The organism is Anaerocolumna sedimenticola (assembly GCF_009931695.1).
Taxonomy (GTDB): domain Bacteria; phylum Bacillota; class Clostridia; order Lachnospirales; family Lachnospiraceae; genus Anaerocolumna; species Anaerocolumna sedimenticola.
In genome coordinates this window covers 2303133-2324815 of record NZ_CP048000.1, presented here as the reverse complement: position 1 = coordinate 2324815, position 21683 = coordinate 2303133, and the positions used below count along the sequence as shown (strand labels likewise).

20 protein-coding genes and 1 riboswitch are annotated in these 21683 nt (G+C 36.8%); of the genes, 6 read left to right on the top strand and 14 right to left on the bottom strand.

The genetic code is table 11. The features are described 5' to 3' along the window. Nucleotides 1-3: 3 nt before the first annotated feature. The 4 genes from Ana3638_RS10240 to Ana3638_RS10225 all read right to left on the bottom strand — a co-directional run bounded on the left by Ana3638_RS10240 (nt 4) and on the right by Ana3638_RS10225 (nt 5161). Nucleotides 4-1935 (bottom strand): sensor histidine kinase, encoded by a 1932-nt coding sequence (locus Ana3638_RS10240; RefSeq protein WP_161837930.1) that lies wholly within the window; start codon nt 1933-1935, stop codon nt 4-6. Nucleotides 1936-1994: 59 nt separating this feature from the next. Next, a complete protein-coding gene (locus tag Ana3638_RS10235) occupies nt 1995-2789 on the bottom strand; it encodes a carbohydrate ABC transporter permease (RefSeq protein WP_161840515.1) in 795 nt (264 codons plus the stop codon). Further along, nucleotides 2789-3676, bottom strand: a complete 888-nt coding sequence (locus Ana3638_RS10230; RefSeq protein ID WP_161837929.1) for a carbohydrate ABC transporter permease — start codon at nt 3674-3676, stop codon at nt 2789-2791. Before Ana3638_RS10230 ends, Ana3638_RS10235 begins: the two co-directional genes overlap by 1 nt. Before the next feature lie 93 nt (nt 3677-3769). Further along, a complete protein-coding gene (locus Ana3638_RS10225; RefSeq protein ID WP_161837928.1) occupies nt 3770-5161 on the bottom strand; it encodes an ABC transporter substrate-binding protein in 1392 nt (463 codons plus the stop codon). A gap of 272 nt (nt 5162-5433) precedes the next feature. Between Ana3638_RS10225 and Ana3638_RS26755 the strand changes: the two genes are divergently transcribed. After that, nucleotides 5434-5577, top strand: coding sequence for an ROK family protein (locus tag Ana3638_RS26755; protein ID WP_161837927.1), 144 nt, complete (start codon nt 5434-5436; stop codon nt 5575-5577). A gap of 91 nt (nt 5578-5668) precedes the next feature. Here Ana3638_RS26755 and Ana3638_RS10215 read toward each other — a convergent pair whose 3' ends face one another. The 6 genes from Ana3638_RS10215 to Ana3638_RS10200 form a co-directional block, all read right to left on the bottom strand. After that, nucleotides 5669-6769, bottom strand: coding sequence for a Gfo/Idh/MocA family protein (locus tag Ana3638_RS10215; RefSeq protein ID WP_161837926.1), 1101 nt, complete (start codon nt 6767-6769; stop codon nt 5669-5671). A 96-nt stretch (nt 6770-6865) separates the two neighbouring features. Then, nucleotides 6866-7321 (bottom strand): Gfo/Idh/MocA family protein, encoded by a 456-nt coding sequence (locus tag Ana3638_RS24665; protein WP_202621595.1) that lies wholly within the window; start codon nt 7319-7321, stop codon nt 6866-6868. Beyond that, complete coding sequence (locus tag Ana3638_RS24660) at nt 7318-7845, bottom strand: Gfo/Idh/MocA family protein (RefSeq protein ID WP_202621594.1); 528 nt, start codon at nt 7843-7845, stop codon at nt 7318-7320. Before Ana3638_RS24660 ends, Ana3638_RS24665 begins: the two co-directional genes overlap by 4 nt. 32 nt (nt 7846-7877) lie before the next feature. After that, entirely contained in the window at nt 7878-8468 is a 591-nt protein-coding gene (locus Ana3638_RS25080) for a glycine radical domain-containing protein (RefSeq protein ID WP_246240970.1), read from the bottom strand. Next, a complete protein-coding gene (locus tag Ana3638_RS10205) occupies nt 8462-10045 on the bottom strand; it encodes a pyruvate formate lyase family protein (RefSeq protein ID WP_246240967.1) in 1584 nt (527 codons plus the stop codon). The genes Ana3638_RS25080 and Ana3638_RS10205 overlap by 7 nt, the downstream gene beginning before the upstream one ends. A 19-nt stretch (nt 10046-10064) precedes the next feature. Further along, nucleotides 10065-10958 carry a glycyl-radical enzyme activating protein gene (locus Ana3638_RS10200; RefSeq protein ID WP_161837925.1) on the bottom strand — a complete coding sequence of 298 codons (894 nt, stop codon included), beginning with the start codon at nt 10956-10958 and terminating at the stop codon, nt 10065-10067. A gap of 332 nt (nt 10959-11290) precedes the next feature. Here Ana3638_RS10200 and Ana3638_RS10195 point away from each other — a divergent pair, with 332 nt between their 5' ends. Next, nucleotides 11291-12160: an AraC family transcriptional regulator gene (locus Ana3638_RS10195; protein WP_161837924.1), complete on the top strand. Its 870-nt coding sequence runs from the start codon at nt 11291-11293 to the stop codon at nt 12158-12160. Nucleotides 12161-12351: 191 nt separating this feature from the next. Here Ana3638_RS10195 and dapA read toward each other — a convergent pair whose 3' ends face one another. Continuing rightward, entirely contained in the window at nt 12352-13221 is an 870-nt protein-coding gene (gene dapA / locus Ana3638_RS10190; RefSeq protein WP_161837923.1) for a 4-hydroxy-tetrahydrodipicolinate synthase, read from the bottom strand. 349 nt (nt 13222-13570) lie between these two features. Here dapA and Ana3638_RS10185 point away from each other — a divergent pair, with 349 nt between their 5' ends. After that, nucleotides 13571-14413 carry an AraC family transcriptional regulator gene (locus Ana3638_RS10185; protein ID WP_161837922.1) on the top strand — a complete coding sequence of 281 codons (843 nt, stop codon included), beginning with the start codon at nt 13571-13573 and terminating at the stop codon, nt 14411-14413. Between the two features lie 130 nt (nt 14414-14543). On the opposite strand, the gene Ana3638_RS10180 is transcribed toward Ana3638_RS10185, so the two are convergent. Beyond that, nucleotides 14544-17690, bottom strand: a complete 3147-nt coding sequence (locus Ana3638_RS10180; RefSeq protein ID WP_161837921.1) for an alpha-mannosidase — start codon at nt 17688-17690, stop codon at nt 14544-14546. A 511-nt stretch (nt 17691-18201) separates the two neighbouring features. Between Ana3638_RS10180 and Ana3638_RS10175 the strand changes: the two genes are divergently transcribed. Beyond that, nucleotides 18202-18804, top strand: a complete 603-nt coding sequence (locus Ana3638_RS10175; protein ID WP_161837920.1) for a 50S ribosomal protein L25 — start codon at nt 18202-18204, stop codon at nt 18802-18804. 63 nt (nt 18805-18867) lie between these two features. Here the strand turns inward: Ana3638_RS10175 and Ana3638_RS10170 are convergent, their stop codons facing one another. Together Ana3638_RS10170 and Ana3638_RS10165 are read right to left on the bottom strand one after the other, a co-directional pair. Then, a complete protein-coding gene (locus Ana3638_RS10170; RefSeq protein ID WP_161837919.1) occupies nt 18868-20268 on the bottom strand; it encodes an MATE family efflux transporter in 1401 nt (466 codons plus the stop codon). Between the two features lie 10 nt (nt 20269-20278). Then, nucleotides 20279-20722, bottom strand: a complete 444-nt coding sequence (locus Ana3638_RS10165; protein ID WP_161837918.1) for a MarR family winged helix-turn-helix transcriptional regulator — start codon at nt 20720-20722, stop codon at nt 20279-20281. A 238-nt stretch (nt 20723-20960) separates the two neighbouring features. Between Ana3638_RS10165 and Ana3638_RS10160 the strand changes: the two genes are divergently transcribed. Both Ana3638_RS10160 and Ana3638_RS10155 read left to right on the top strand, forming a co-directional pair. Then, nucleotides 20961-21338 (top strand): hypothetical protein, encoded by a 378-nt coding sequence (locus tag Ana3638_RS10160; RefSeq protein WP_246240965.1) that lies wholly within the window; start codon nt 20961-20963, stop codon nt 21336-21338. 96 nt (nt 21339-21434) lie between these two features. Further along, nucleotides 21435-21518, top strand: a riboswitch (cyclic di-GMP riboswitch). Beyond that, nucleotides 21478-21651 carry a hypothetical protein gene (locus Ana3638_RS10155; protein ID WP_161837917.1) on the top strand — a complete coding sequence of 58 codons (174 nt, stop codon included), beginning with the start codon at nt 21478-21480 and terminating at the stop codon, nt 21649-21651. It overlaps the preceding riboswitch by 41 nt. Nucleotides 21652-21683 lie beyond the last annotated feature (32 nt).

Here is a 21683-nt window from a genome sequence, read left to right as displayed (position 1 = left end):
GTGTCAAAAGCTACTAGATTCAGCTGCTTTCTCCGGTATTCCTGTATTTTCATTATTCGTATCTAACTCTTTTTTAATAATTATAGTAACCGTAATTCCGCCTTCCGGATTTTCCGTATAAATAAGTCCTTTCTCCTCCGGGTAATACATAAGCAGACGCCTTTGTACATTAAGAATTCCAATGTGATTATCTTCGCTCATGTTCTCATCCAATATCCCCTTACCCACTGATGCCAGCATTTTATCAAAGCAATACCTGTTTTCTTCCCTTAAACCAACTCCGTTATCATAAACTTTGATTATAATGTAACCTTCCCTTGCATAATCCTGTTGAATGGACACCAGAATACGTCCTTTATAACCATTTCCTTTCAGACCATGCATCAGACTGTTTTCTACCAAAGGCTGTAAAATGAAGTTGGGTATCTTCACAAGATCCAGCGAAGTATCTACATCCAGATTACATTGCAGATTGGGATAACGGCAGCAAATCAAATTAAAATAAACCTGTATCAGCTTGACCTCATGCTGTATATATACAAGCTGGCTGTCAGCCTTAACACTTAATCTGAAAAAATCAACCAGAAGCATAATCATATAAGCCACATCCTTATCCCCCTGTATCTCCGCTTTGGTTCTTATATTATCCAGCGTATTATATAGGAAATGGGAATTAATCTGATTTTTTAAATACAGCAGGGACATTTTCTGCTGATTTAACTGAGCCTCTCTTAAACTGACTTTACTTTTATATTCCAATTCAATCAAATCATTGATAATATCCATCATGGTATTAAAGGAAGCCACCAATTGCCCGGTTTCATCACCTGATTCAATGGAAAATCTTACACTCATATCATTCTGGTTAAAGTTTGACATAGCCTGTGAAAGTTTGTGTAAGGGATGTAACATTTTTCTTGTATGATAGGTAACCAGTACTACTGCCGCCAGTATCATAATTGCAAAGAATATCAGGCTGATCTTAATAAATTCCATCGACTGTAAACTTAATAATTTATTTGAGGTTCCCGTTATTAATATTAATTTGCTGTATTCTGATTTTTGATAAGAAAACAGATACGAGTCATTATGAATGGCTGCCCGAAAACTGCCGCTTTTATTCGTTATATTACGGAATACCTGGGGCATTTCCTGCTTTAATTTATTTCCTATCATATTTTCCTTATCACTGCAGACAATGGAGCCATCTTCCGTAATCAGCAGATAGGGTGCGTCAGGAGACAGATATTCTTTTAAAATATCATCCATGACTCTTACAGGTGTTGTAAGCAGAATGTACCCTATTTGTACATTGGGGGAAAAACTCTTAATTCCCCGGATCAAATAAAGGCAATTCTCATCCAGCTTATTCTTTATAGAATTTATTGAATATCTCATAAACTCCGGCTGTTTTCCTAAGGCTAGTTTACAGCCTGAAACATTCTCATCATTTTGCTCAATAGTTTCTAATTTTTTTATGTATTTTTTAATATCATATTTTCTTCGAAAAGATGAAGCATAAGAATCCTGATGAAAAATAAGGTTATTGAAATCAAACATATAAATACCGCTGATATCATCACGGATCGTTACCAGGGATGTATATAGCTTGTTCAGGTAAGTATCACTTGACAATTTTTCCATATAAGTAAAGGAGTCATAATTTTTTAAAATATCCTGAGTCTGGTTATCGGAAAAACACATCAAAGAAACCCTGCCCATATCTTTGAGCTTGTTATCAACAGAGTTAAGTGAGTTTGAAAGATAAACATCCATCATCTGCTTTTCTTTATTAACAGATAAATTATAATTGATCTTTGCAGTAACAAAAATCATAATGATAAAACCTATTAAAATAATAAAAGCATTTATTAAACTCACTTTTGCACTCAGACTATTACGGATTTTTAAATTTACAACTTTATTTTCGCTCATGCATATCCTCTGGTATTATGTAATTGGTATTTATATGGTTAGTATTTATACGATTATTTTTATCCTTTTATTGCGCCTTGTGTTAACCCGGTAATCAGGAATCTGGAACCAAAGATATAAAATACGGCAATGGGAAACAGACATACTACCAACGCTGCAAACATTACTTCCAGCGGAAATCCCTGAACCCCTGCTGTCTGTGTAAACCTTAACGGAATTACGGAAATTGGCTGTACTTTCGTATCATTAATAAATATCAATGCCATTTGAAGTTCATTCCAGGCTGAAAGGAATGTCTGAATCAATACAAAAGCCAGTCCCGGTATTGCCAAAGGCATCATTATTGTGGAAAATGTTCTGGTTGTACCCGCTCCGTCAATTTTGGCTGCTTCCAGCAGTTCATTTGGCAAAGAATCGAAATAATTCTTTAATATCATTAAATTAAAACAGCAATTTAAAGTTGCATAGGGCAAAATTAGAGAAAATGGCGTATTATTTAATCCCATCCCCTTTACTATCTGAAACAGGGGGAATATTAACGCGGAAGTCGGAATCATCATTCCTGTCAGCACTATGTAATAAATGATTTTCTTATATGCAAATTCCAGTTTAGAGAATGCAAATGCTGCCATGGTAGCGACCAGTGATACAATAAGGAGCGTACCAAAAACTACGATTAAACTGGTACCGAAATTCGGAGCTAAATTAACAGCCTTAAAGACCTTTACATAGTTATATATCCCGCTGCCGCCAAATGAACGTATTAGCATTAAGACTAATGGAAATAAAAATAAGACGGTTGCAATCATACAAATAAGCTGTCCAAAAATTTTGTAAATCAGTGAATTTCTCATCAACCTGCCAACTCCTTATCTTTATCATTTCTGTAATACAATTTCAATTGCACCATTGTAATAAACATAGCAATTAAAAACATTATAACAACTAATGCCGAAGCCTGACCCTGATTAAATAAACTAAATGACTGTTTATATATATAGGTGGATAAAAATTCAGTCGCATAATTGGGACCGCCCTTTGTGAGCACATAAGGCAAATCAAAGCATTTAAGTGAACCTAACATACCCATGATAAACAAGGTAAAATGGGTACCTCTAAGAAGTGGAAATGTAATTTTAGTAAACTGCTGAAATTTGTTTGCACCGTCAATGGTAGCTGCTTCATATAAATCCTGTGGGATATTCAGCATATTTGCATAATATAAAAGCATACTGTAACCAGTCCACTGCCATATATTTACGAATATAATACAGCCAAGGGCAAGTTTTGGATCCGCCAGCCACTGCCCTGTCAAAGAATCCAATCCTGCTAGGCGAAGTATTTGGTTTAAATATCCCCGGTTGGTTTCGAATATTTTAGAAAATATATTTCCCACAATAGCAGGTGTCGCAATAACGGGAATATAAAAAATGATACGGTAAAATCCGGATAATTTTAGTTTATTCATAAATAAAGATGCAAAAATCAACCCGAAAAACGCTTGTATGATAATTGTACTAAAAGCAAAAATTATAAAGTTTTTAATTATCCTTATCATTATCGGATCTATAAAAAGTGCAAAATAGTTGCTAAATCCCGCAAAGTCTTTTTCAATACTAATGCCATTCCAGTTATAAAAGCTAATAATAAAATTATAAACAATTGGATAAACAATAAATATTAAGAACAGTATCACAAGCGGCAGGATGAATAGATACCCGGAATACTCTTTTCTTTTCATGACGATTCTTCTCCTTACCTTTTGATCGGAACTTTAAGCAAACCCCATCTAACTGAACCGGACTTGTTTAAAGTTCCTTATCAAATATGTTCTTTATCTGGCTTGTGCTTTGGAAGCCGCCTCCACATCTTTAGCTGCCTCTTCCGGTTTCGTACTGTCTAATGCCAAAGCAGTCAGAGTATCTGAAATTTTCTGCTTTAATTCAGGATATGCCATTTCTCTGTAACCGCCGAGATTATTTTCTGCCTGGTCACAAATATAAGTTAAATTATCCTGTCCATCCTGGCTCATACCCTCTACGTTAAGCTTTAAATCTGTTCTGGACGGGCAATAAGTAAAGTACTTATTTACTAAAATGTCCTGTCCGTCATGTAACATGTAATCCAAGAATTTCCATGCGGCATCCGCATTTTTTGTATCTTTATTAATACATAAGCTGACATCTACGGAAGCTGTAGCCGGTGCAGGTTTTCCGTCATTATTCCAGTCAATCAGAAATACATCATGATTGGCACCGTCACCGTTAAACACCTTAGCTTCATCCGGATCACCACTTACATATACACCGCCTGCCCAGGAACCATTTAATATCATAGGTATGCTTCCCTCTTTCTGGAACAGGTCCGTGGTATCACTATACATATTAACACCAAAGGCGCCGTCCTGGAATACACCATTTGTAAATAAGGACTGCCAGATTTCAAAAGATTTTACTAAATCCGGATCTTCAAAGGATGTCTTTCCTTCAATTGCGGAATATAATTTTTCAGAATTAATATCATTTGCAATATTCATCCAGGTATCAATATTAATCCAGGCATCTTTCGCTCCGATAGCCAGCGGATATTGACCGTTATCACGTAAAGTTTTTGATACTTTAACTAAATCGTCTAAACTTTTAGGTACTGAAAGGCCGTATTTCGATAGCATATTAACATCCGCCCATGCGAAACCGGCATAGGTTAACCCCAGTGGCAATCCGTAAAAATGACCGTCTTCATTTAAAAGCTTCATACAAAAATCCAGATAACCGGATTGCCAGTCACTGCCCCAGGATTCTTCCGCCTTAGAGGTCAGATCCATTTCAAAATCACGGAATTCTTTGATGGTAGCACCGGTCTGCATACCAAATACATCTGCTGCCTGGCCGCTTGCCAGATCAACTTTTAATTTTTCAATGTGATCGGAATAAGGCATGTACACATAATCAATTTTAATATCCGGGTTTTTCGCTTCAAAATCTGCCTGCAGTTCATCCCAGGATGCCCCATCCCCCGGATTCCAGGTTTGAAATTTAATAGTTACAGGTTCACCGGAACCGGAACTGCTGTCTTCGCTCTGAACGGTACTGTCTGCGGTTTTATCCGTTTTAGTATCCCCAGTGCTGTCCGGTGAATTGGTTTTCACCGAACCGGAACACCCCATAAGTAATGTTGTTCCAAGCATTACAATTGTCATTGCGAAGCACGCTAATTTCTTTTTCATAAAAATACCTCCTATTTAAGATTTTTTCTACTTGCAATGTCAATTATAATTGTACAAGTCTGTTTAATATACTCATATTTTATAGTTAAATGTGTCTTTTTTATAGCATAAAGTATATATCGTTTAAAAAATGCGGATCATTTATATCAATTACGTTGTATTTCTATTTACTGCTGCTACACATTTTAGTCATTATAGCAAATAATCTATTCTTTTATTTATACTATAACACATACACCAAATTTTAAAAACTTTTTTCCCAATATTCTTATTTGGAATCAATCATTGGACAAAGTGGTGAAATCGGTCATACCTCCATTCATTTCAGCGGTCCTAAATGTGACTGTGGAAATACCGGATGTTTGGACCTGTATTCCAATATAAATTCATTTGAACTAATTGTTGATCGAAAATGAAGAGATAAAAATAGCGCCCTGTCTTTAATCGGATAGGCGCTATTCTTATAGTGACTTAATTATTTGCCGAAACGGATAGGCTTCGTATCATTTAAAAATCCAATTCTGGTATAACAATTTCAACTTCCTTTTTTAATTTACCGGAACGGTAAATCCCATCACAAATTGCCTGATTATATATGATTTCTTCTCCGGGAATGGGAGCCGGACGTCCCTCTATAATTGCATCACAGAAATCGCGGACTTTTGCTTCAAAAATATCCACTTCTTTTGGTGATTCATACGCATTAAAGGGTAAAGAGGGTAATACGAAACTATCGATATTCTGTCCGTTTACATCTGTAAAATACATAACCCGGGACGGTTTATTACCGTAATCAAATTCATTTTTAATCTTAATTCCGCCCTCGGTACCAAGCCATAATGTATCGCCTAAGGTGTCCGCATGCATTGCCCAGGACTGTTTAAAAAGAAAAGTCATATCATTTTCCAAACGCACAAAAGCAACAGAAAAATCATCTACATTAAAAGTATCCGCACCGGAAAAATACTTCGGGTTTTTCCCGAAATAATCCGTAGCCACCGCTGATACGGTTAGAGGTTTCGGATATCCTACGGCATGGAGGCATTGATCGATGGAATAACAGCCAATATCACCCAGGCAGCCATACCCGGCTTTATCCCCATCAACAAAGGTGCCGCCGGGAATCCCTCTTCTTCTCCCGCCGCCGCTTTGAATATAATAAACCGTTCCAAGTGCTCCGGAACGTATGATATCATCTACCTTGCGGCGGGTTATATCATAACGGGGCTGAAATCCGATCGTCAGAATTTTATTAGCTTTCTTAGAAGCTTTCACCATATCCACTGCTTCCTGTAAGGTAAAGGACATGGGCTTTTCACACAGAACATGTAAACCGGCTTCCAAAGCGGCAATCGTACATTCCGCATGAGTCGTGTTATAAGTACATATACTTACCCCATCCATTTCTACATTTTCTATCAATTCCCTGGCACTTTCAAATGCTTTGGCATCCGGCAGGTTCCATTTTTCCATAAACTCTTTTGCTTTTCCCGGTACGATATCCGCTCCGCCTACTACCTCTACATCTTCAAATTTCGAATAAGCCGCCATATGGGCATGGGCTATACCGCCCGTTCCGATAATCCCAATTCTTAATTTTTTACTCATATTAACTCCATTCCTGCGCATATTATTAGCGCACCTGAAATTTGTGCCGAGAATTACACAGGCACACCCCCGTGAGGGAAAGATTTATATAATCTTTCACATTTGTACCTCTCTTTTTTCTTTATGGGCGATATAGGCAGCTTCCAATAGCTCTGTAAGTCTGGTTCCTGCTTCTTCGTCATAGAGAATCGGTTTATTGTATAACACACCGTCAACCCACTGTCGTAATGGATGGGGTAAAGCCTGTGGAAGTTTGGCAGGTGTTACCCAACCGTCAAATTCTTCTCCCATCTTATTTGAAGTCAGTCGAATGTTATTATCACAAATAATTAAAGTTCCTTCTGTTCCATAAACCTCGACCATGGAGGGAGTCTTGTAGGTAACAAGACTTGTTTCCACAATAGCTACCGCTTTATTCTCAAATTCTATGGTACAGACGGAATTATCTTCAACCGTCCTGTCTGTAAAGTAACTGAACATGGAGGAAATCCTTACCGGTTTACCTAAAATCCAGCTGGAAAGATACATAGGATGGCAGCCAAGATCCATCATAGCTCCCCGCCTGCTTTACTTTCATCATACCAGTACTCCGGCAGCCAGTTACGGGTGGCTCCATCATGGCCATTCCGGATTCTTAAAAGCGTTACTTTTCCGACTAACCCCGAATCGATAACACTTTTTACATACAGATTTGCCGGTGTTGTACGGGCCGGGAAGGAAATTCCGAACTTAATTCCTGCTTTTTTTACTTCAGCAGTGATTTCTTCACATTCTTTTTTAGTAAGTGCCATTGCTTTTTCCGTAAAAATGTTTTTTCCCGCTTGTGCGGCTTTTTTCATAATTTCTGCATGTTTACTTGTAGGAGAACAAATAATTACACCCTCTACATCATCTCTGGCAAGAATCTTATTCAAGTCCTCTTCAAAATCAACCTCCAAAGACTTAGCCCATTCTCTTCCTCTTTCCGGTTCTTCATCCCACACACAGGTTATGGTTACATCCGGAAATGTTCTTAAAGTTTCAGCATACCCCTGTGCATGTACATGCCACTTACTAATTAAAGCTACCTTTAACATAATAACTCCTCCGATCTTTTAATTTTTTATTTTTAAGCCGATAAAAACCTGTCAACAATCTGCTGTCTGTATTCCTTGGAAAGAGAGGCAAAAAATGCGGAGTATCCCGTTACACGCACTATCAAATCCGGATGTTTCTGAGGATCTTCATGTGCCTCAAGAAGTTTTTGTTTTGTCAGGCAATTTAAGTTTATTAACGTCCCTCCCATTTGATTATGCGCATGGATTAAAGCTATCAGGGCATCTATGCCGCCTTCCGTGTCTAACAGATCCATATCAATATCCAGGTGCAGAGGTGAGGAATTGCCGTAACCGGGCTGCACAAGTGCTACCGCATTAGCTTTTAGGGTTGGTGAAAAGGTATGTAATCCCAAGGCAAATCCCGGATCCGGTTCATTGGAATGGGAAATCGGCTCCCCGTCCCTTCTTCCATTGGGTGTAGCCGGCAATTTGGAACCCAATTCCTGAATGGATCCATGAGAAAACATACCCGGAATAATAGGAAGATGGTATTTGGGTGTTCCCTCGTTTTTACAGCACCAGACAAAATAATCACGTATTTTTAACGCCCAGGCTTTGGCAAAAGAGTCCGGAGTCCCAAATCTTTTTATATTTTTCAACATGAGCCGGATATTCTCCGTCCCTCATAATTGTTATCCAGAACATCAAATAATTCCTGCCAGGTAATCCGTTTCTCTTTTACAATACGCTGCTCAATTGCGGCTAAAGAATCCGCAACAGTAGCCAAAGCTACCCCATCGATGTTAAAATTTAAAATATCCACTCCGCCTTCCGAGCAATTAAGTCCTCTCTCAATAGGACCGTGCATAAACAGGTTATAGACTAATTCCGGCTTATTTCTTCCCATTACTTCATAATGTTTATCGTATCCGGCTTTAATGCTGTCTACGATGGTTTTGGTATGAAAACAGAACCGTTCAAACAAAGCTTCCAAAGAAGGTTCTCCCTGTCTGATATCCTGGAGTGCATAATACAGGGCAAATCCCAGATTACATCTGGTAACATCCTGAAGAGGATATTCTTCTCCCGGAATACAGGTCCAGTTGCATCCGACTTTTGTTCTTTTCCGGGCAAGCTGCAATGGATAACCATTTTTGGTATAACCCTGTTCACATCCTACATTACAGGAATAACTGACACCGGATCCGTCTTCTATGGTATATTCCAAAGAACGCCTTAACAGATCGGGATTTACTTTATCATGAACCCTTAATGCTATGTTTGCAGGGATAGACAAAGCATGCATGGCATCCAGAATAACAAAAGACATCCTGCTTGTCATATCATATTCTCCATCCGGTGTAAGCCCGGCGATTTGGGAATAATGGGTATCATTAAAAAACAAACTGGCTATATACCATACTGCCTGTTCATCCGTCACAAGGCTTTTCTTACTGTCCTTTTCATAATACGGTCTTAATACCTCATCCAGCTGGTCAAGAGCTCCCCCTACAAAATAGGTGCGGTCCAATGTCTGAAAATGTGCAATGAACTGGCAGGCTTCCCTTAAAGTCCTGGGTGGGTTTGAAATAAGCCATTCATTTATGTCTGCCATTTCTAATAAATTATCCCTGGTTACCGGATCTGTTTCTGCTTCAGCCAATGTACGGGCCATCCTGGCTAGTGCCGTAATCCACTCCTGCATTCCTAACACAACCTGTTCTTCCCCGTCATAAAATTCCCCATTCGAAGGAGCATTTATTTCTCTGAAATATCTTATTTTTTCTAACAAACCGCCCCATCCAAGCTTTAAACCTATCGTCATATCACCTGCACAATGATTCATTCCTCCAAAACCGGAACGGGTATCATACTTTTTCCATATTTCAAAAAGTTCCTCCGGCCGGTCCTCCGGTGCTATTTCAATCGGCACATAGTTGATAATAGGCTCGATCCATGCTCCTGCCAGTGCACTGTTTTTATTGATATATTTGGGAATTTCATTAAAAAATCTTCTTAAATGTTCCCCAATGGCAAGCGGACCACATACAATTCCTGATTTATGATTGGGCCTGACCTCAAACTTAAAATCCGGATAATATACAAATCCCCAGTCATCAAAATCCAATGAGCCAAAGTGTTTTAGTTTGGTTTCATTGATTTTAATTTTATCTTCGTGCAGATTATGTATTCTTTGCTCGTATAATGGTGACAGTAAAACCCTATCCGTATTTAACATAATGCTCCTCCTTAATTATTTATGTTTTACAGGTTTTTAATCCACATTTATTTATTATTGCAACAGCTTTATCAACCGTTTCCTCTGCTGGTGTCTGGGTTTGATGTAATTCATACTTCAAGCCAAGTGCTTTATATTTGCTGTTACCAAGTTTGTGATACGGCATTACTTCAACCTTTATTATTTTTAAATGCCTTAGTATATTCCCAATTTCTTCGATTTGATCCTCATTCTGACCCGGAATGAAAGGGATTCTAACAATTATCTCCTTTCCGGCATCCGACAGCCTATACAAATTGTCCAAGATCAATTGGTTCTCCACACCGGTCAGTTGTTTATGCCGGGTCGAATCTGCAGCTTTTACATCATATAAAAATAAATCCGTCACATTTAGAATTCTTTCAAAATAACTCCAAGGAACACATCCGGCGGTATCCACTGCAGTATGAATCCCCTTATTCTTACATAGCGTTATGATTTCTTCCAGAAAATCAATCTGCAGCATAGCTTCTCCTCCGGAAAAGGTTACTCCTCCTGAAGAATTATCATAATATGGCTTATCTTCCAGAATAGAATTCAGAAGATAAGTGGTATCTACATTTAAACCTACGCCAACCAACGCTTTGGAATAACAGGTTTCTGCACATAACAGACATCCGGTACATTTTAACCGGTCCATCTGATGCTCCCCATATACATTCTGATAATGCACCCCGGCAGCACATACCTGATAGCATGCACCGCAGCCAATACATTTTTCAGGATAGAACTCAATCTGATTCTCTTTATGTATGGATTCCGGATTATGACACCACCTGCATCTGAGATTGCATCCTTTGAAGAAAACAGTCGTTCGTATACCAGGTCCATCGTGTATGGAAAATTTTTGAATATTAAACAGCTTGCCTTCCATGGATACAATTACCTCTTCTTTCCTGTGATAACTGAATTATATACATTTGGACTTTTAAAATCATTGCAGTTTTTTTAGAAAACCTCTCATTTCTTTAACTGTTAGGGTTTAAACAGACTTTCGGCTCCGAAAGCTATTAGGTAATTCTTATCAGCAAGATACCTGTGGAACTTATTTACAGTTTATATTATAATGAAAGCGGAATGAGGAATTTTGAGCTTGCTCATATATTCCGATTGGAGCTACAAGATCATGAACTCGTTTTTCGTTCATGATATATTGAAAGCGGAATGAATAATTACGGGCTTACTCGTAAGGAAAGAGGTTAATTTATGCTCCCTTTATATCTAACGGAAAAAGATAATAACTTCTCTTTTGAAATTTCCATTCATGACATAAAAAATGATGTATATCCACACGGACATAGTTTTTTAGAACTTCATTACGTATTTGAAGGGCAGGGTATTGAAAAAATAAATGGGATAGAACATATTATGAAACCCGGTACTTTTGCAGTCATATTTCCGTACCAGATTCATGAAATGCATATTATTAAGGGTTCAGAAGTACACCTATACAATCTTTGTCTTTCCGCCAAAACTTTATTTGATCAGGATGAATACGGACTTGTTATGAATAAGCTGTTATTTGATATAGACTTAAACGCCAGGACAATTTATGATATGGATGAAGATACATCAGAGAAAGTTTTTACCCTTTTAAGTGAGATACATGCAGAATTTAAAGAAGATGAAATCTGGAGAAATTTTATGCTGAAAGCCAAAATAGTGGAATTATTTATATTATTTGACCGGTATAGAAGGTCCCTTGTTGCAAAAGAAAATAACAGTCTTCGGACCACAATGGGTAATGATACCTGGTCCATCATCCATTATGTCTATAAAAACTGGAATACCAATATTACTTTAAAAAGCCTGTCACAACTTTTTTATTTAAGCGAACCCTACATCAGTACCAGCTTTAAACAATGTCTGGGTATCAGCTTTCACGCTTTCTTAAGAGACTTGCGCATCGAAAATGCCTGCAGTCTGTTAACCTCTTCAAAAATGTCCATTACGGATATTACTTATGAGGTTGGGTATTTATCCTATAGTACTTTTGTAAGAGTATTTCATGCCCGAAAGGGTGTGAGCCCTGCGATGTACCGCCAGATAATAAAAGATAATGCAGTAAAAACTTAGCCAGTTCAGTTTAATCATTCGTTATTTTATCTCATAAGCAATTTACTCATAATATTTGAGTGTCAAAGACCTCATAGCGAGTTCATGAATATAGTTATCCATATTCATAAAACATGATATTGGTCTGTCGGCACTCAAATACTACTAGAAGTTGTCATTAAAAATAATAACTCTTCAGGGGACGATTTAAATTATTTTAATTTTAATACTTTATCCAGATTTTCTTTTAACGGATCGGAAATCTGCGTTAACGGCAGCCGTAATTCATCGGAATCCAGTAATCCCAATTCTTTTAAGCAATATTTAATCGGTGCCGGGTTTGGCTCCTTAAATAAAAGCGGAATAAAAGGATAAAGCTGTTTCCAGATTTCCAGTGCTGCATATTGGTTGTTTTCTTTTACTTTATTGTATACATCTACAAATAATTCCGTTTTCAGATGGGATGAAGCCAGTATTCCTCCCTGGCCACCTAAAGTAAGTGTCAGATAAAATAGGATATCCTCACCGGTGAGAATGGAAAAATCCTCAGGCGGATTTAAAAGCAAAGCCATCGTCTGTTTAATATCTCCGCAGGAATCCTTTAATCCTACTATATTCTTATGTTCTGCCAGTCTGTATAAAGTTTCATTTTCTATATTCGTCCCGGTACGGTAAGGTATATTATAGATAATAATATTTAAACCGGTTTCTTCCGCAATACTTATAAAATGCCTGTAAATACCCTCCTGACTCGGCCTGTTGTAATATGGACAGACGGATAAAATTCCTTGTATGGGATATTTTTTAGCTATTTTTGCCTTATTAATCACTTTAGCGGTATAATTCCCACCTACCCCTACATACACAGGTAAACGGCCTTTATTATATTCAAAGGTCTTTTCAATCATTTCTTCAAATTCGTAATCGGTTAACGTGGGGATTTCACCGGTTGTTCCTAAAGGAATTAATCCACTTATTCCCTTATCGGCATAATTATCTATCAGTCTCTTGTATGACGTATAGTCTATTTTACCATCTATAAATGGGGTTATTATCGGTAACCAGACACCAGAAATCGGCATAAAAAATACCTCCTGTAAATAGAAATCCTAATTAGTTTTATATTACATTTTATTGAAAAAATGAGAATTTGCTACTTTCTACTTCCTTCTTTCTCTCACTCTTTGATTTTATTTTACAAGACATTATTTATAAAAAATACTTTTATAATGCTTTAAATGTTGCAAATAGTGCTGTATAATAAATTTATAATAGGTAATTGGGAAACTTTAGTTTTTAGAATATACCATACAAAATTGATACTTGTTTCAGGCTTTGGTTGCCCCTTGGGCAAATCGGACTAAGATTCGTATCAATTGCATGGTATATAGCTGCATTAATGAAAATATTATAAGATAAAAAGGAGATAAGATGGCTAATTTTGATAAACTGGGATATTTAAATGATGATTTCAGAATCTTCCATAACATAGATGAACAGCGAAAAGTATTTGATTACCATTATCATGACTTTAACAAAATAATGATATTTCTAAGAGGTGATATGAATTATTTCATTGAAGGCAGGAATTATCTTTTGAAACCCTATGATATTGTTCTTGTAAATGCAGGGGAAATCCATAAACCTTCTTTCCTGACGGATTCAACCTACGAGAGAATTATTATATATGTTTCACCCGGATTTATCGGAACTTATAAAGAAAAGGATTATGACTTAAATTATTGTTTTGACCGAGCAAAAAAAGAGCATTCCAACGTTCTTCGGATCCCCTCCATTGATATAAGTAAACTCTATCAGGTATGCAAAGAACTGGAACACTCTGTTCATGATAATGAATTTGCCAAAGAATTATATCAAAAAATATTATTTCTGGAATTTATGATCCAGTTAAACAGAACCGCCATATCCAACCACATTAATTACATGGATTCGGATATGGCGAATTCGAAACTGCTTGAGATATTAGACTATATCAATGTTAATCTTTCGGAGGATATTACCATTGATAACCTGTCTGCCAGATTTTATTTAAGCCGTTATTATTTAATGCATTTCTTCAAGGAAGAAACAGGGTATACCATAGGAAAGTACATAACGGAAAAGCGCCTTCTGCTGGCTAAAAATCTGGTACATAATGGAAGCAGTTTAACGGAAGCCTGTTATAAAAGCGGCTTTAAGAATTATTCCACTTTTTCCAGGGCATTTAAAAAAGCCTTTAAAACAATGCCGAAAAATGCATCTTATATTGATTAAATTTCAGGTTGGGTGTCGAAAGGCAATAACTTCTTAATGAATACTAGCGTTAATATGTTTCATTTCGCTGCCTTTACACTGTATTCATAAATGTACTTTGTTTGGTCTTTCGATACCCCACCCGACTCTGTTATTTAAAAGTAACTTTTAAGGTTTTGATTTCATAAGGTTTTACGGTAAAGTAAACATCTTTTCCATTAAATTCAACCGGTTCATTTCCCTCTTCCATCATATTACATTCTTCTATGGAAGCGATTTCTTTACCAAAGGTAAGTTTGGCATCGGTTCTGCGGTTAAAACATTCATAAAGACGAACGATGGTACTTGTATCTTCTTCCGCTTTCTTTACAACTTCTACAATGACATTGTCCTGGTCTGAAGTTACAAAAGAATAACTGGAATCTAAAGTTCCGCCTTCATTTTCCTTCACAACTGCCGTCAACGGATTATTTATCTGATAAGCCTGTTTCACGGTACCGGCTTCTCTCCAATCTCCCTGATGAGGATAGAAAGAGTAAGTAAATTCATGCACTTCCTTATCAGCTTCAGGATTCGGATAGATTGCTGATTTTAACATGGACATACCAATAACACCATTTTGCACACTGCAGCCATATTTGCAGTCATTTAACATGCTGACGCCATAATTATCTTCGGACAAATCAAGCCACTTGTGTACACATACTTCAAATTTGGCAAAATCCCAGGAAGTATTGGCATGAGTAGGACGTTTTACATTACCATACTGAATATCAAATGTTGCTTCACTGGAATGTATGTCAACCGGGAATAAGGTCTTTACAAAAATCTGATGTTCTTTCCAGTCAATTACATTCTTAATATCAATACGTGGTATATCCTGATACATATAGATGTATTGTGTAATGGTAGAATCTAAATATTTTCTTTCCACTTTCATACAGGATCTTACCGGACCGTCTTCCAGGATTTCCATGGATTCTACCTGATCAACCTCCCAGGATTTTTCCACATAGTAGTTATTTACATCCCAGGCATCATAATTATGCGGTCTGTCCTCATAGCTCATGATAACATTGGCTGCCTGGCCCTCTTTTAATACTTCACGGTTCGCACGTTTATCATAAATACGTGCAAACTGGCCTTTTTTATTAAATTCTAACGTAAAGAAATCATTTTCCATTACAGTAGCAGATGCTTTCATGGCTGTTTTGGTTTCTAAAGATTCTTCCTTTAATATAAAGGTTTTATAACCTTTGCCCGGAACTTTATCAGCTTTAAAAATATAACTTCCGTCGGTCGTTTTCTGAACAGCTAATTTTTTCTCTCCGTCATATACAGCTGCTTCCTTGATTCCATCAGGGCATACAAAAGCAACAATTTCCTCTGATTCAGCACTGTTTGGATTATAAACTACCAGAGAATACTTCGGAGCATTTACTTTCTCAGCTATGCTCTTTAGGGAGTTTGTAACCAGTTTTTTGTTTGCAGCCAGGATTCCTTCATACTCTTCTTTTGAATCATCATAAACTTCTTTTATGGATGATCCGGGAAGAATATCATGGAACTGGTTTCTTAAAATAACTTCCCAGCCTTCATGCAGTTCCGTATCCGGATAAGCCGAATTGTTTAACTGATTATCTAGCACCCCATACAGTTCCGCATTTTGGTAAGCAAATTCCGATTTACGGTTATATTTTTTATTTCTGGCCATGGAGGTATAGGTTCCCCTGTGATATTCCAGGTAAAGTTCCCCAACCCAGGACGGAAGATATTTTTTATCTCTTACATTCTTATCCAGGGTTTCAAAGAAATTCTTAGCGGTGCTCATAACTGTTTTCGGACATCCCGGAATTCCTTTGGAGAGACGTCTTTGATTCTCTAACATATCCTGAGTAGGGCCGCCGCCTCCGTCACCGAAACCGAAGGACATAAGTACTTCATTATTCAGATACTTCTGGCTGTAACGTTTCCAGCCGCCTTTCACCTGGGCTGGGTTGATATAACCGTTGTATGTGGTATAATGGCCTGTTTCAAATCCGCCCTCAACTGCTGCCTTGCTATAATCTCTGGTTGGTATGAAATGGGTCAGTACACGGCTTCCGTCAATCCCCTCCCACTCAAAGGTATCACAGGGCATCTTATTAATTTCGTTCCAGCTGATTTTGGTCGTCATGAAATAAGGTAAACCGCACTTATTCATAATCTGAGGAAGAGCGGCAGAATAACCGAATACATCCGGCAGCCACAGGATAGAATTATCTTTACCGAATTCATCCTTAAAGAACTTCTGTCCATGCATAAACTGGCGAACCAGGGCTTCTCCGGAAGCTATATTACAATCAGCTTCAACGAACATTCCGCCCTCCGGCTCCCATCTTCCTTCTGCTACCCTTTGTTTTATTTCTTCATAAACTTCAGGGGCATTTTTCTTCACATATTTATAAAGCTGAGGCTGGCTTGACATAAAGATATATTCCGGATACCTGCGCATTAATTCCAGAACGGTGGAAAAACTTCTTACCGCTTTATCCTCCGTTACTTTTAATGTCCATAACCATGCACAGTCAATATGGGTATGTCCCACACAGTAAACAATCGCTTCGGAATCTCCGCATTGTTTCTCATAAAATTCCTTCGTTATATATTCCTGTGCTTTCTCCAAGCTGTCATAATATTCTTTTGATAATTCTTTTCTTAAGTCCAAAAGATTTAAGGACTCATTCAGGTTTTGTATAATAGTTATATAAGCTTTGTCTTCTTCATTTAACATACGGGCTACGTTATAAGGTACGGATAAATCATAAAAATACTTCTCTGTTTTACGGTCCAATACTTTTAATTTGGAATCCAGTTTTAAACTGAAGTTCTGATCACCGGTAAATGCAGCTAACAGAATGCGGAATGTTTCTCCGGGAACTGCCTTTTCCGTTAAAATTACTTCACGGTGATTGACATCCAGACCTTGTTTTACTTCGCCGTTTACGTAGATTAAAAATTGAGGATTGGTGGCATCCCATAAACCTTCTTTTCCTGTAGTAACTTCATAAACCACACATTTTCCTTTAAAGTTATCCGGTATTGTAACAACGGTTTCAAACCAGTAAAACTCCCGATGTCCTCCCCAAATCTGTTGGTGGTTGAAATCCGACCAGCCTGAAGTATCCAGGTTTTTTACATCCTGAAACCGCTCATCGGTACGAATCATTTTGTAATCTGTAATATCAACCTGTGATGTGTATACCAGTTCCTGCAGATATTCCAGTAGTTTACCTATTCTTTCCTTAATAAGTACCATCTTTGCCTCCTGATTTAACTATTTATTTTAGAGATACTCTTCTTTTAGATACACATGAGTATTTTGCTTACAATTTACTCATTATGATATATCTATGCTACCACTTTTAGTTTAATCTGTATATTCCATAATTTTAAAAAAGGGGTAGATTTTTAACCTTATTAATATAGTAATAAGGTTTCGGCAAGATTGCTCTCTGCTTATATTACTGAGATTAGTTAATTTGGATTTGTTGACAATCTTAGTGCCTTTCGTCCACAAAAAGTACATCAAATAAGATTTTAATTATATATGTACGATACAATTTTAAACTTATTATATTATTTTGCATCAATTTTAATTTTCCCTTGATATTTTTCTGGTTTGTTTTATAATAACCATGAAGAAACATTTACAATTCACAAATAAAACAGGAATTCACAGATTCTATTTGTCTCTTGCGAAGTTTCAATAATAAGATGTGTAACACTATATTTTCAAAAATACATGTTATATTAAGGAGGCTACGTACATGAAAGAAACTGTAACTATGAAATTTGTAACAAGAAAAGAAAGAACCAAAGGTATTAACAATCAATTAAGGAAAATGGGATATCTGACAGGAAATATCTCCGGAAGAGGAATTCCCTCCATTGCTGTTGCCGTCAAAAAAGATGAACTAAGAAAATATCTTAACAAATACGGAAGAAATACATTATTTAAACTGGAAGGCGAAGAAAATTCTACATATAACGTAATGATAAAAGAAATTCAAATTTCTCCCGTAAATCATGATTTCAGCCATGTGGATTTTCAGCAGATAACCCTTTCTGATGAGATAAAAACAGAAGTTTTAATTAAGATCACCGGCATCGAACTTCTGGAATCTAAACATCTATATTTGAACCGTCAGATGGATACCATCCTGGTAACCGGATTACCGCAGAATATTCCGGAAAATATTGAGATTGATGTATCTGATTTGACACCCGGAGAAATTATTACAATAGGTGATTTAAAACTTCCGAAAGGCATCCGGACTGAATTCCATCCGGAGCAGGTTATTCTTTCAGCAAGCGTATCAAAGAATGATGGCGTTCAGGAAGAGGAACCGGAAGAAAAAACATTAGGCTAAAATTCTTCCATCCATTTAAATGTAAATCAGTCAGGGCCACCAGCAAATGCTGGTGGCATAGCATTACATACCCTCTTCTAAATCAACTTCCGCCATTTTAAGTTCTCCTGACTGGATTGATTTATGATTCGTTTCAAGCTGTTTCATTTCAATTAAAATAAATGTACCGGTAATCAGGGATGAAATAATATCAGATAGAGGTCCTGCTGACAACACTCCATTCATCCCAAAAAATTTAGGCAGTATGATTAACGCTGGAATTAAGATTAATACCTGTCTGGATAACCCAAGTAATGCGGAATGTTTTGGCTTACCTACAGCCTGAAAATAGTTGGAGGATATAATCTGGAATCCTACAATCGGCAAAAACATCATAAATTTCTTAATTGCAAGTACACTGAATTGAATCAAATCCGTATCTTTCCTGTTAAATAAGAAAACTAACTGTTCCGGAAATACTCTGGTGATTACCCACCCAACAATAACAATAGCCGTAGCAAAAAAGACTGCTAATTTATACGCTTCTTTTACTCTTTTATATTTCTTTGCACCGTAATTATAACCTATGATTGGCTGAACGCCCTGATTGATACCAAATAGAGGCATAATCATAAGAGTTATAATACTATTTACAACACCCATACCGGATACCGCAATATCTCCGCCGTAAGTAGCTAAACTGGTATTCAGAATTAGATTCTGCACACTTGCTGCCAGCTGCATTGCAAAAGGAGCAATACCTAAGATTAGAATACCTTTGACCGCAAAGGGCTTTAACCTTAAATTTTTACGTCTGATTTTTAATAAACTATTCCCGCGCAGGAAATAGGAAAATACCCAAACCGCCGATATAAATTGAGCTAATATGGTGGCGATTGCCGCTCCTTTCACCCCCATGTGGAAAATAAAAATAAATACCGGATCTAACACTGTATTTATCAAAGCACCAATTAACATCGTATACATTGCAATACGGGGATTTCCTTCCGATCTTATGAAATTATTCATACCCATACCAAGAGATTGAAATACTCCACCGATTAATATAATCTGTAAATAATCTCTGGCATAAGGTAAATTCTGCTCACTGGCTCCTAAAAGCTTTAACATCGGATCCATAAATATCAGACCGATTATGGTAATAAATAGGGAACTTAAGATTAACAAATTAATCGTATTGCCAAAAATAACTTCTGCCTCTTCTTTTTTATTTTCTCCCAAGCGTATCGACACCAACGAATTAGCACCGATACCTATCAACATGGAAAAGGCCATCATAATTAACATAACCGGGAAAGCTATCGTAGTCCCTGCAATCCCTAAATATCCGACACCATTTCCGATAAATATTCTATCGACCACATTATATAAAGCATTTACTAACATACCTACGATTGCAGGTATTGAAAATTTAATTAATAGTTTTAAGATTTTTTCTTCCCCTAATTGTCTTGATTTATCCATTCTTTCACTCCTATCCATTTTTAAAATTATCTGCAACACGTAATAAATAATTTTTAAACGTATCTATCTCTTCTTCCGTAAATCCGTTTCGTATTTTAGCATCATTCACTGCCGATATCTCTTCCAGCTCTTTTAACTTATCCATGGCTTTCTGCGTAACACGGATAAGACAGGATCTTTTATCCTGGGGATTATGAACACGTTCTGTCAGGTTCTGTGCCTCCAGTCTTTCCAGGATTCCTGATATCGTCGGCCTGTCTGATTCCAAACTGGCAGCAATACAGGCAGGGGATAACCCAAATTCTTTATTATTTATTTGATAATAATAAATCTCTTTCAGCACCATGTATTGTCCCGGTGTAATGTCAAATTCATTTAATTTATTTGTTAAATGGCATTTAGCGAACATTGCCGCCCGGTGCAGGATATATCCTATTTCTTTACTTTCAAGCATAATTTTCACCTCTCAGAGTAGTTAGTATACTAACTATTTTAAATAATGTCAATACAGCAATTTTTTTTTATACAATTATGCAGCAATTTTTTTTATACAGTTAAAATATACGAAAGGCGAGAAAATTAACCTGTATTGGTATGCTTTTATAAAGGATTTACAGAATAGGTATTTCATTATAGAAGAAAAATATATTTGAGAATAACTATCTCAACTTTAAGAAAGGTGGTAAAATATAATGAATAGTAATATGTCAAATACTTCCGGCAAAACTTCCAGTGAAAACGAACGCAGAGTTGACCATCTCATTAATTTAGTGGAAAGAGAGACACGAACCGAACGGCATCTGGAGCAAAATTCAGAAATTTCAAATCCTGAAAATTTAAAGCATGCAAAAGAAGTTCAGCAGGGCCGCAACGAGGAAATTAAAAATCTGAAAAATATTATCGTTCATGGTGAACACAGTAATAATGACCAGGTAAAAAACTTAGAAAAACGTTATGAATATACCAATGGTTACCTGGATCATAATGCAGACCATATGGATAATGAAGCACTGAAAAATACGGTTGAAAAACAGGAACATCGCAAAGATCAGTTAAATTCTATGAAATAAATAATTGTAAACGTATTTTGGTATAATTTACAAACTCCTATTGATTAAAAGCAGCTTCATGATATAATTTATCATACGGTATTAATCCTGCTGTGAAATTAATAAAGGCAAACTTATCAAAAGGTAAGGACGCAAAGCCATGGATCTAAAGGTTTTACCCATGATAGCCAGGCTGCTGAGAGTTGCTGTAAGGATAGATGATAGATGGCATTCTTTGTGCCATCTATTTTTTTATCCTAAGGATATTATCTCTTATCAGTTAGCAGGAAGAGAAATCCGGAATAATCTCCGGTCTTTTAAATCTCATACGTAATCAGCATTATTCTTAAACATTAATTAATTTAA

Excerpts from the sequence above, each read along its gene's own strand:
- Ana3638_RS10200 (WP_161837925.1), bottom strand. The coding sequence starts at position 10,958 with ATGGAAGGCAAGCTGTTTAATATTCAAAAATTTTCCATACACGATGGA.
- Ana3638_RS10230 (WP_161837929.1), bottom strand. The coding sequence starts at position 3,676 with ATGAAAAGAAAAGAGTATTCCGGGTATCTATTCATCCTGCCGCTTGTG.
- Ana3638_RS25080 (WP_246240970.1), bottom strand. The coding sequence starts at position 8,468 with ATGTTGAAAAATATAAAAAGATTTGGGACTCCGGACTCTTTTGCCAAA.
- dapA (WP_161837923.1), bottom strand. The coding sequence starts at position 13,221 with ATGCCGATTTCTGGTGTCTGGTTACCGATAATAACCCCATTTATAGAT.
- Ana3638_RS10170 (WP_161837919.1), bottom strand. The coding sequence starts at position 20,268 with ATGGATAAATCAAGACAATTAGGGGAAGAAAAAATCTTAAAACTATTA.
- Ana3638_RS10195 (WP_161837924.1), top strand. The coding sequence starts at position 11,291 with ATGCTCCCTTTATATCTAACGGAAAAAGATAATAACTTCTCTTTTGAA.
- Ana3638_RS10185 (WP_161837922.1), top strand. The coding sequence starts at position 13,571 with ATGGCTAATTTTGATAAACTGGGATATTTAAATGATGATTTCAGAATC.
- Ana3638_RS24665 (WP_202621595.1), bottom strand. The coding sequence starts at position 7,321 with ATGATGGATCTTGGCTGCCATCCTATGTATCTTTCCAGCTGGATTTTA.
- Ana3638_RS10240 (WP_161837930.1), bottom strand. The coding sequence starts at position 1,935 with ATGAGCGAAAATAAAGTTGTAAATTTAAAAATCCGTAATAGTCTGAGT.
- Ana3638_RS10215 (WP_161837926.1), bottom strand. The coding sequence starts at position 6,769 with ATGAGTAAAAAATTAAGAATTGGGATTATCGGAACGGGCGGTATAGCC.
- Ana3638_RS10175 (WP_161837920.1), top strand. The coding sequence starts at position 18,202 with ATGAAAGAAACTGTAACTATGAAATTTGTAACAAGAAAAGAAAGAACC.
- Ana3638_RS10180 (WP_161837921.1), bottom strand. The coding sequence starts at position 17,690 with ATGGTACTTATTAAGGAAAGAATAGGTAAACTACTGGAATATCTGCAG.
- Ana3638_RS10165 (WP_161837918.1), bottom strand. The coding sequence starts at position 20,722 with ATGCTTGAAAGTAAAGAAATAGGATATATCCTGCACCGGGCGGCAATG.
- Ana3638_RS24660 (WP_202621594.1), bottom strand. The coding sequence starts at position 7,845 with ATGTTAAAGGTAGCTTTAATTAGTAAGTGGCATGTACATGCACAGGGG.
- Ana3638_RS10155 (WP_161837917.1), top strand. The coding sequence starts at position 21,478 with ATGGATCTAAAGGTTTTACCCATGATAGCCAGGCTGCTGAGAGTTGCT.
- Ana3638_RS10225 (WP_161837928.1), bottom strand. The coding sequence starts at position 5,161 with ATGAAAAAGAAATTAGCGTGCTTCGCAATGACAATTGTAATGCTTGGA.
- Ana3638_RS10205 (WP_246240967.1), bottom strand. The coding sequence starts at position 10,045 with ATGTTAAATACGGATAGGGTTTTACTGTCACCATTATACGAGCAAAGA.
- Ana3638_RS10235 (WP_161840515.1), bottom strand. The coding sequence starts at position 2,789 with ATGAGAAATTCACTGATTTACAAAATTTTTGGACAGCTTATTTGTATG.
- Ana3638_RS10160 (WP_246240965.1), top strand. The coding sequence starts at position 20,961 with ATGAATAGTAATATGTCAAATACTTCCGGCAAAACTTCCAGTGAAAAC.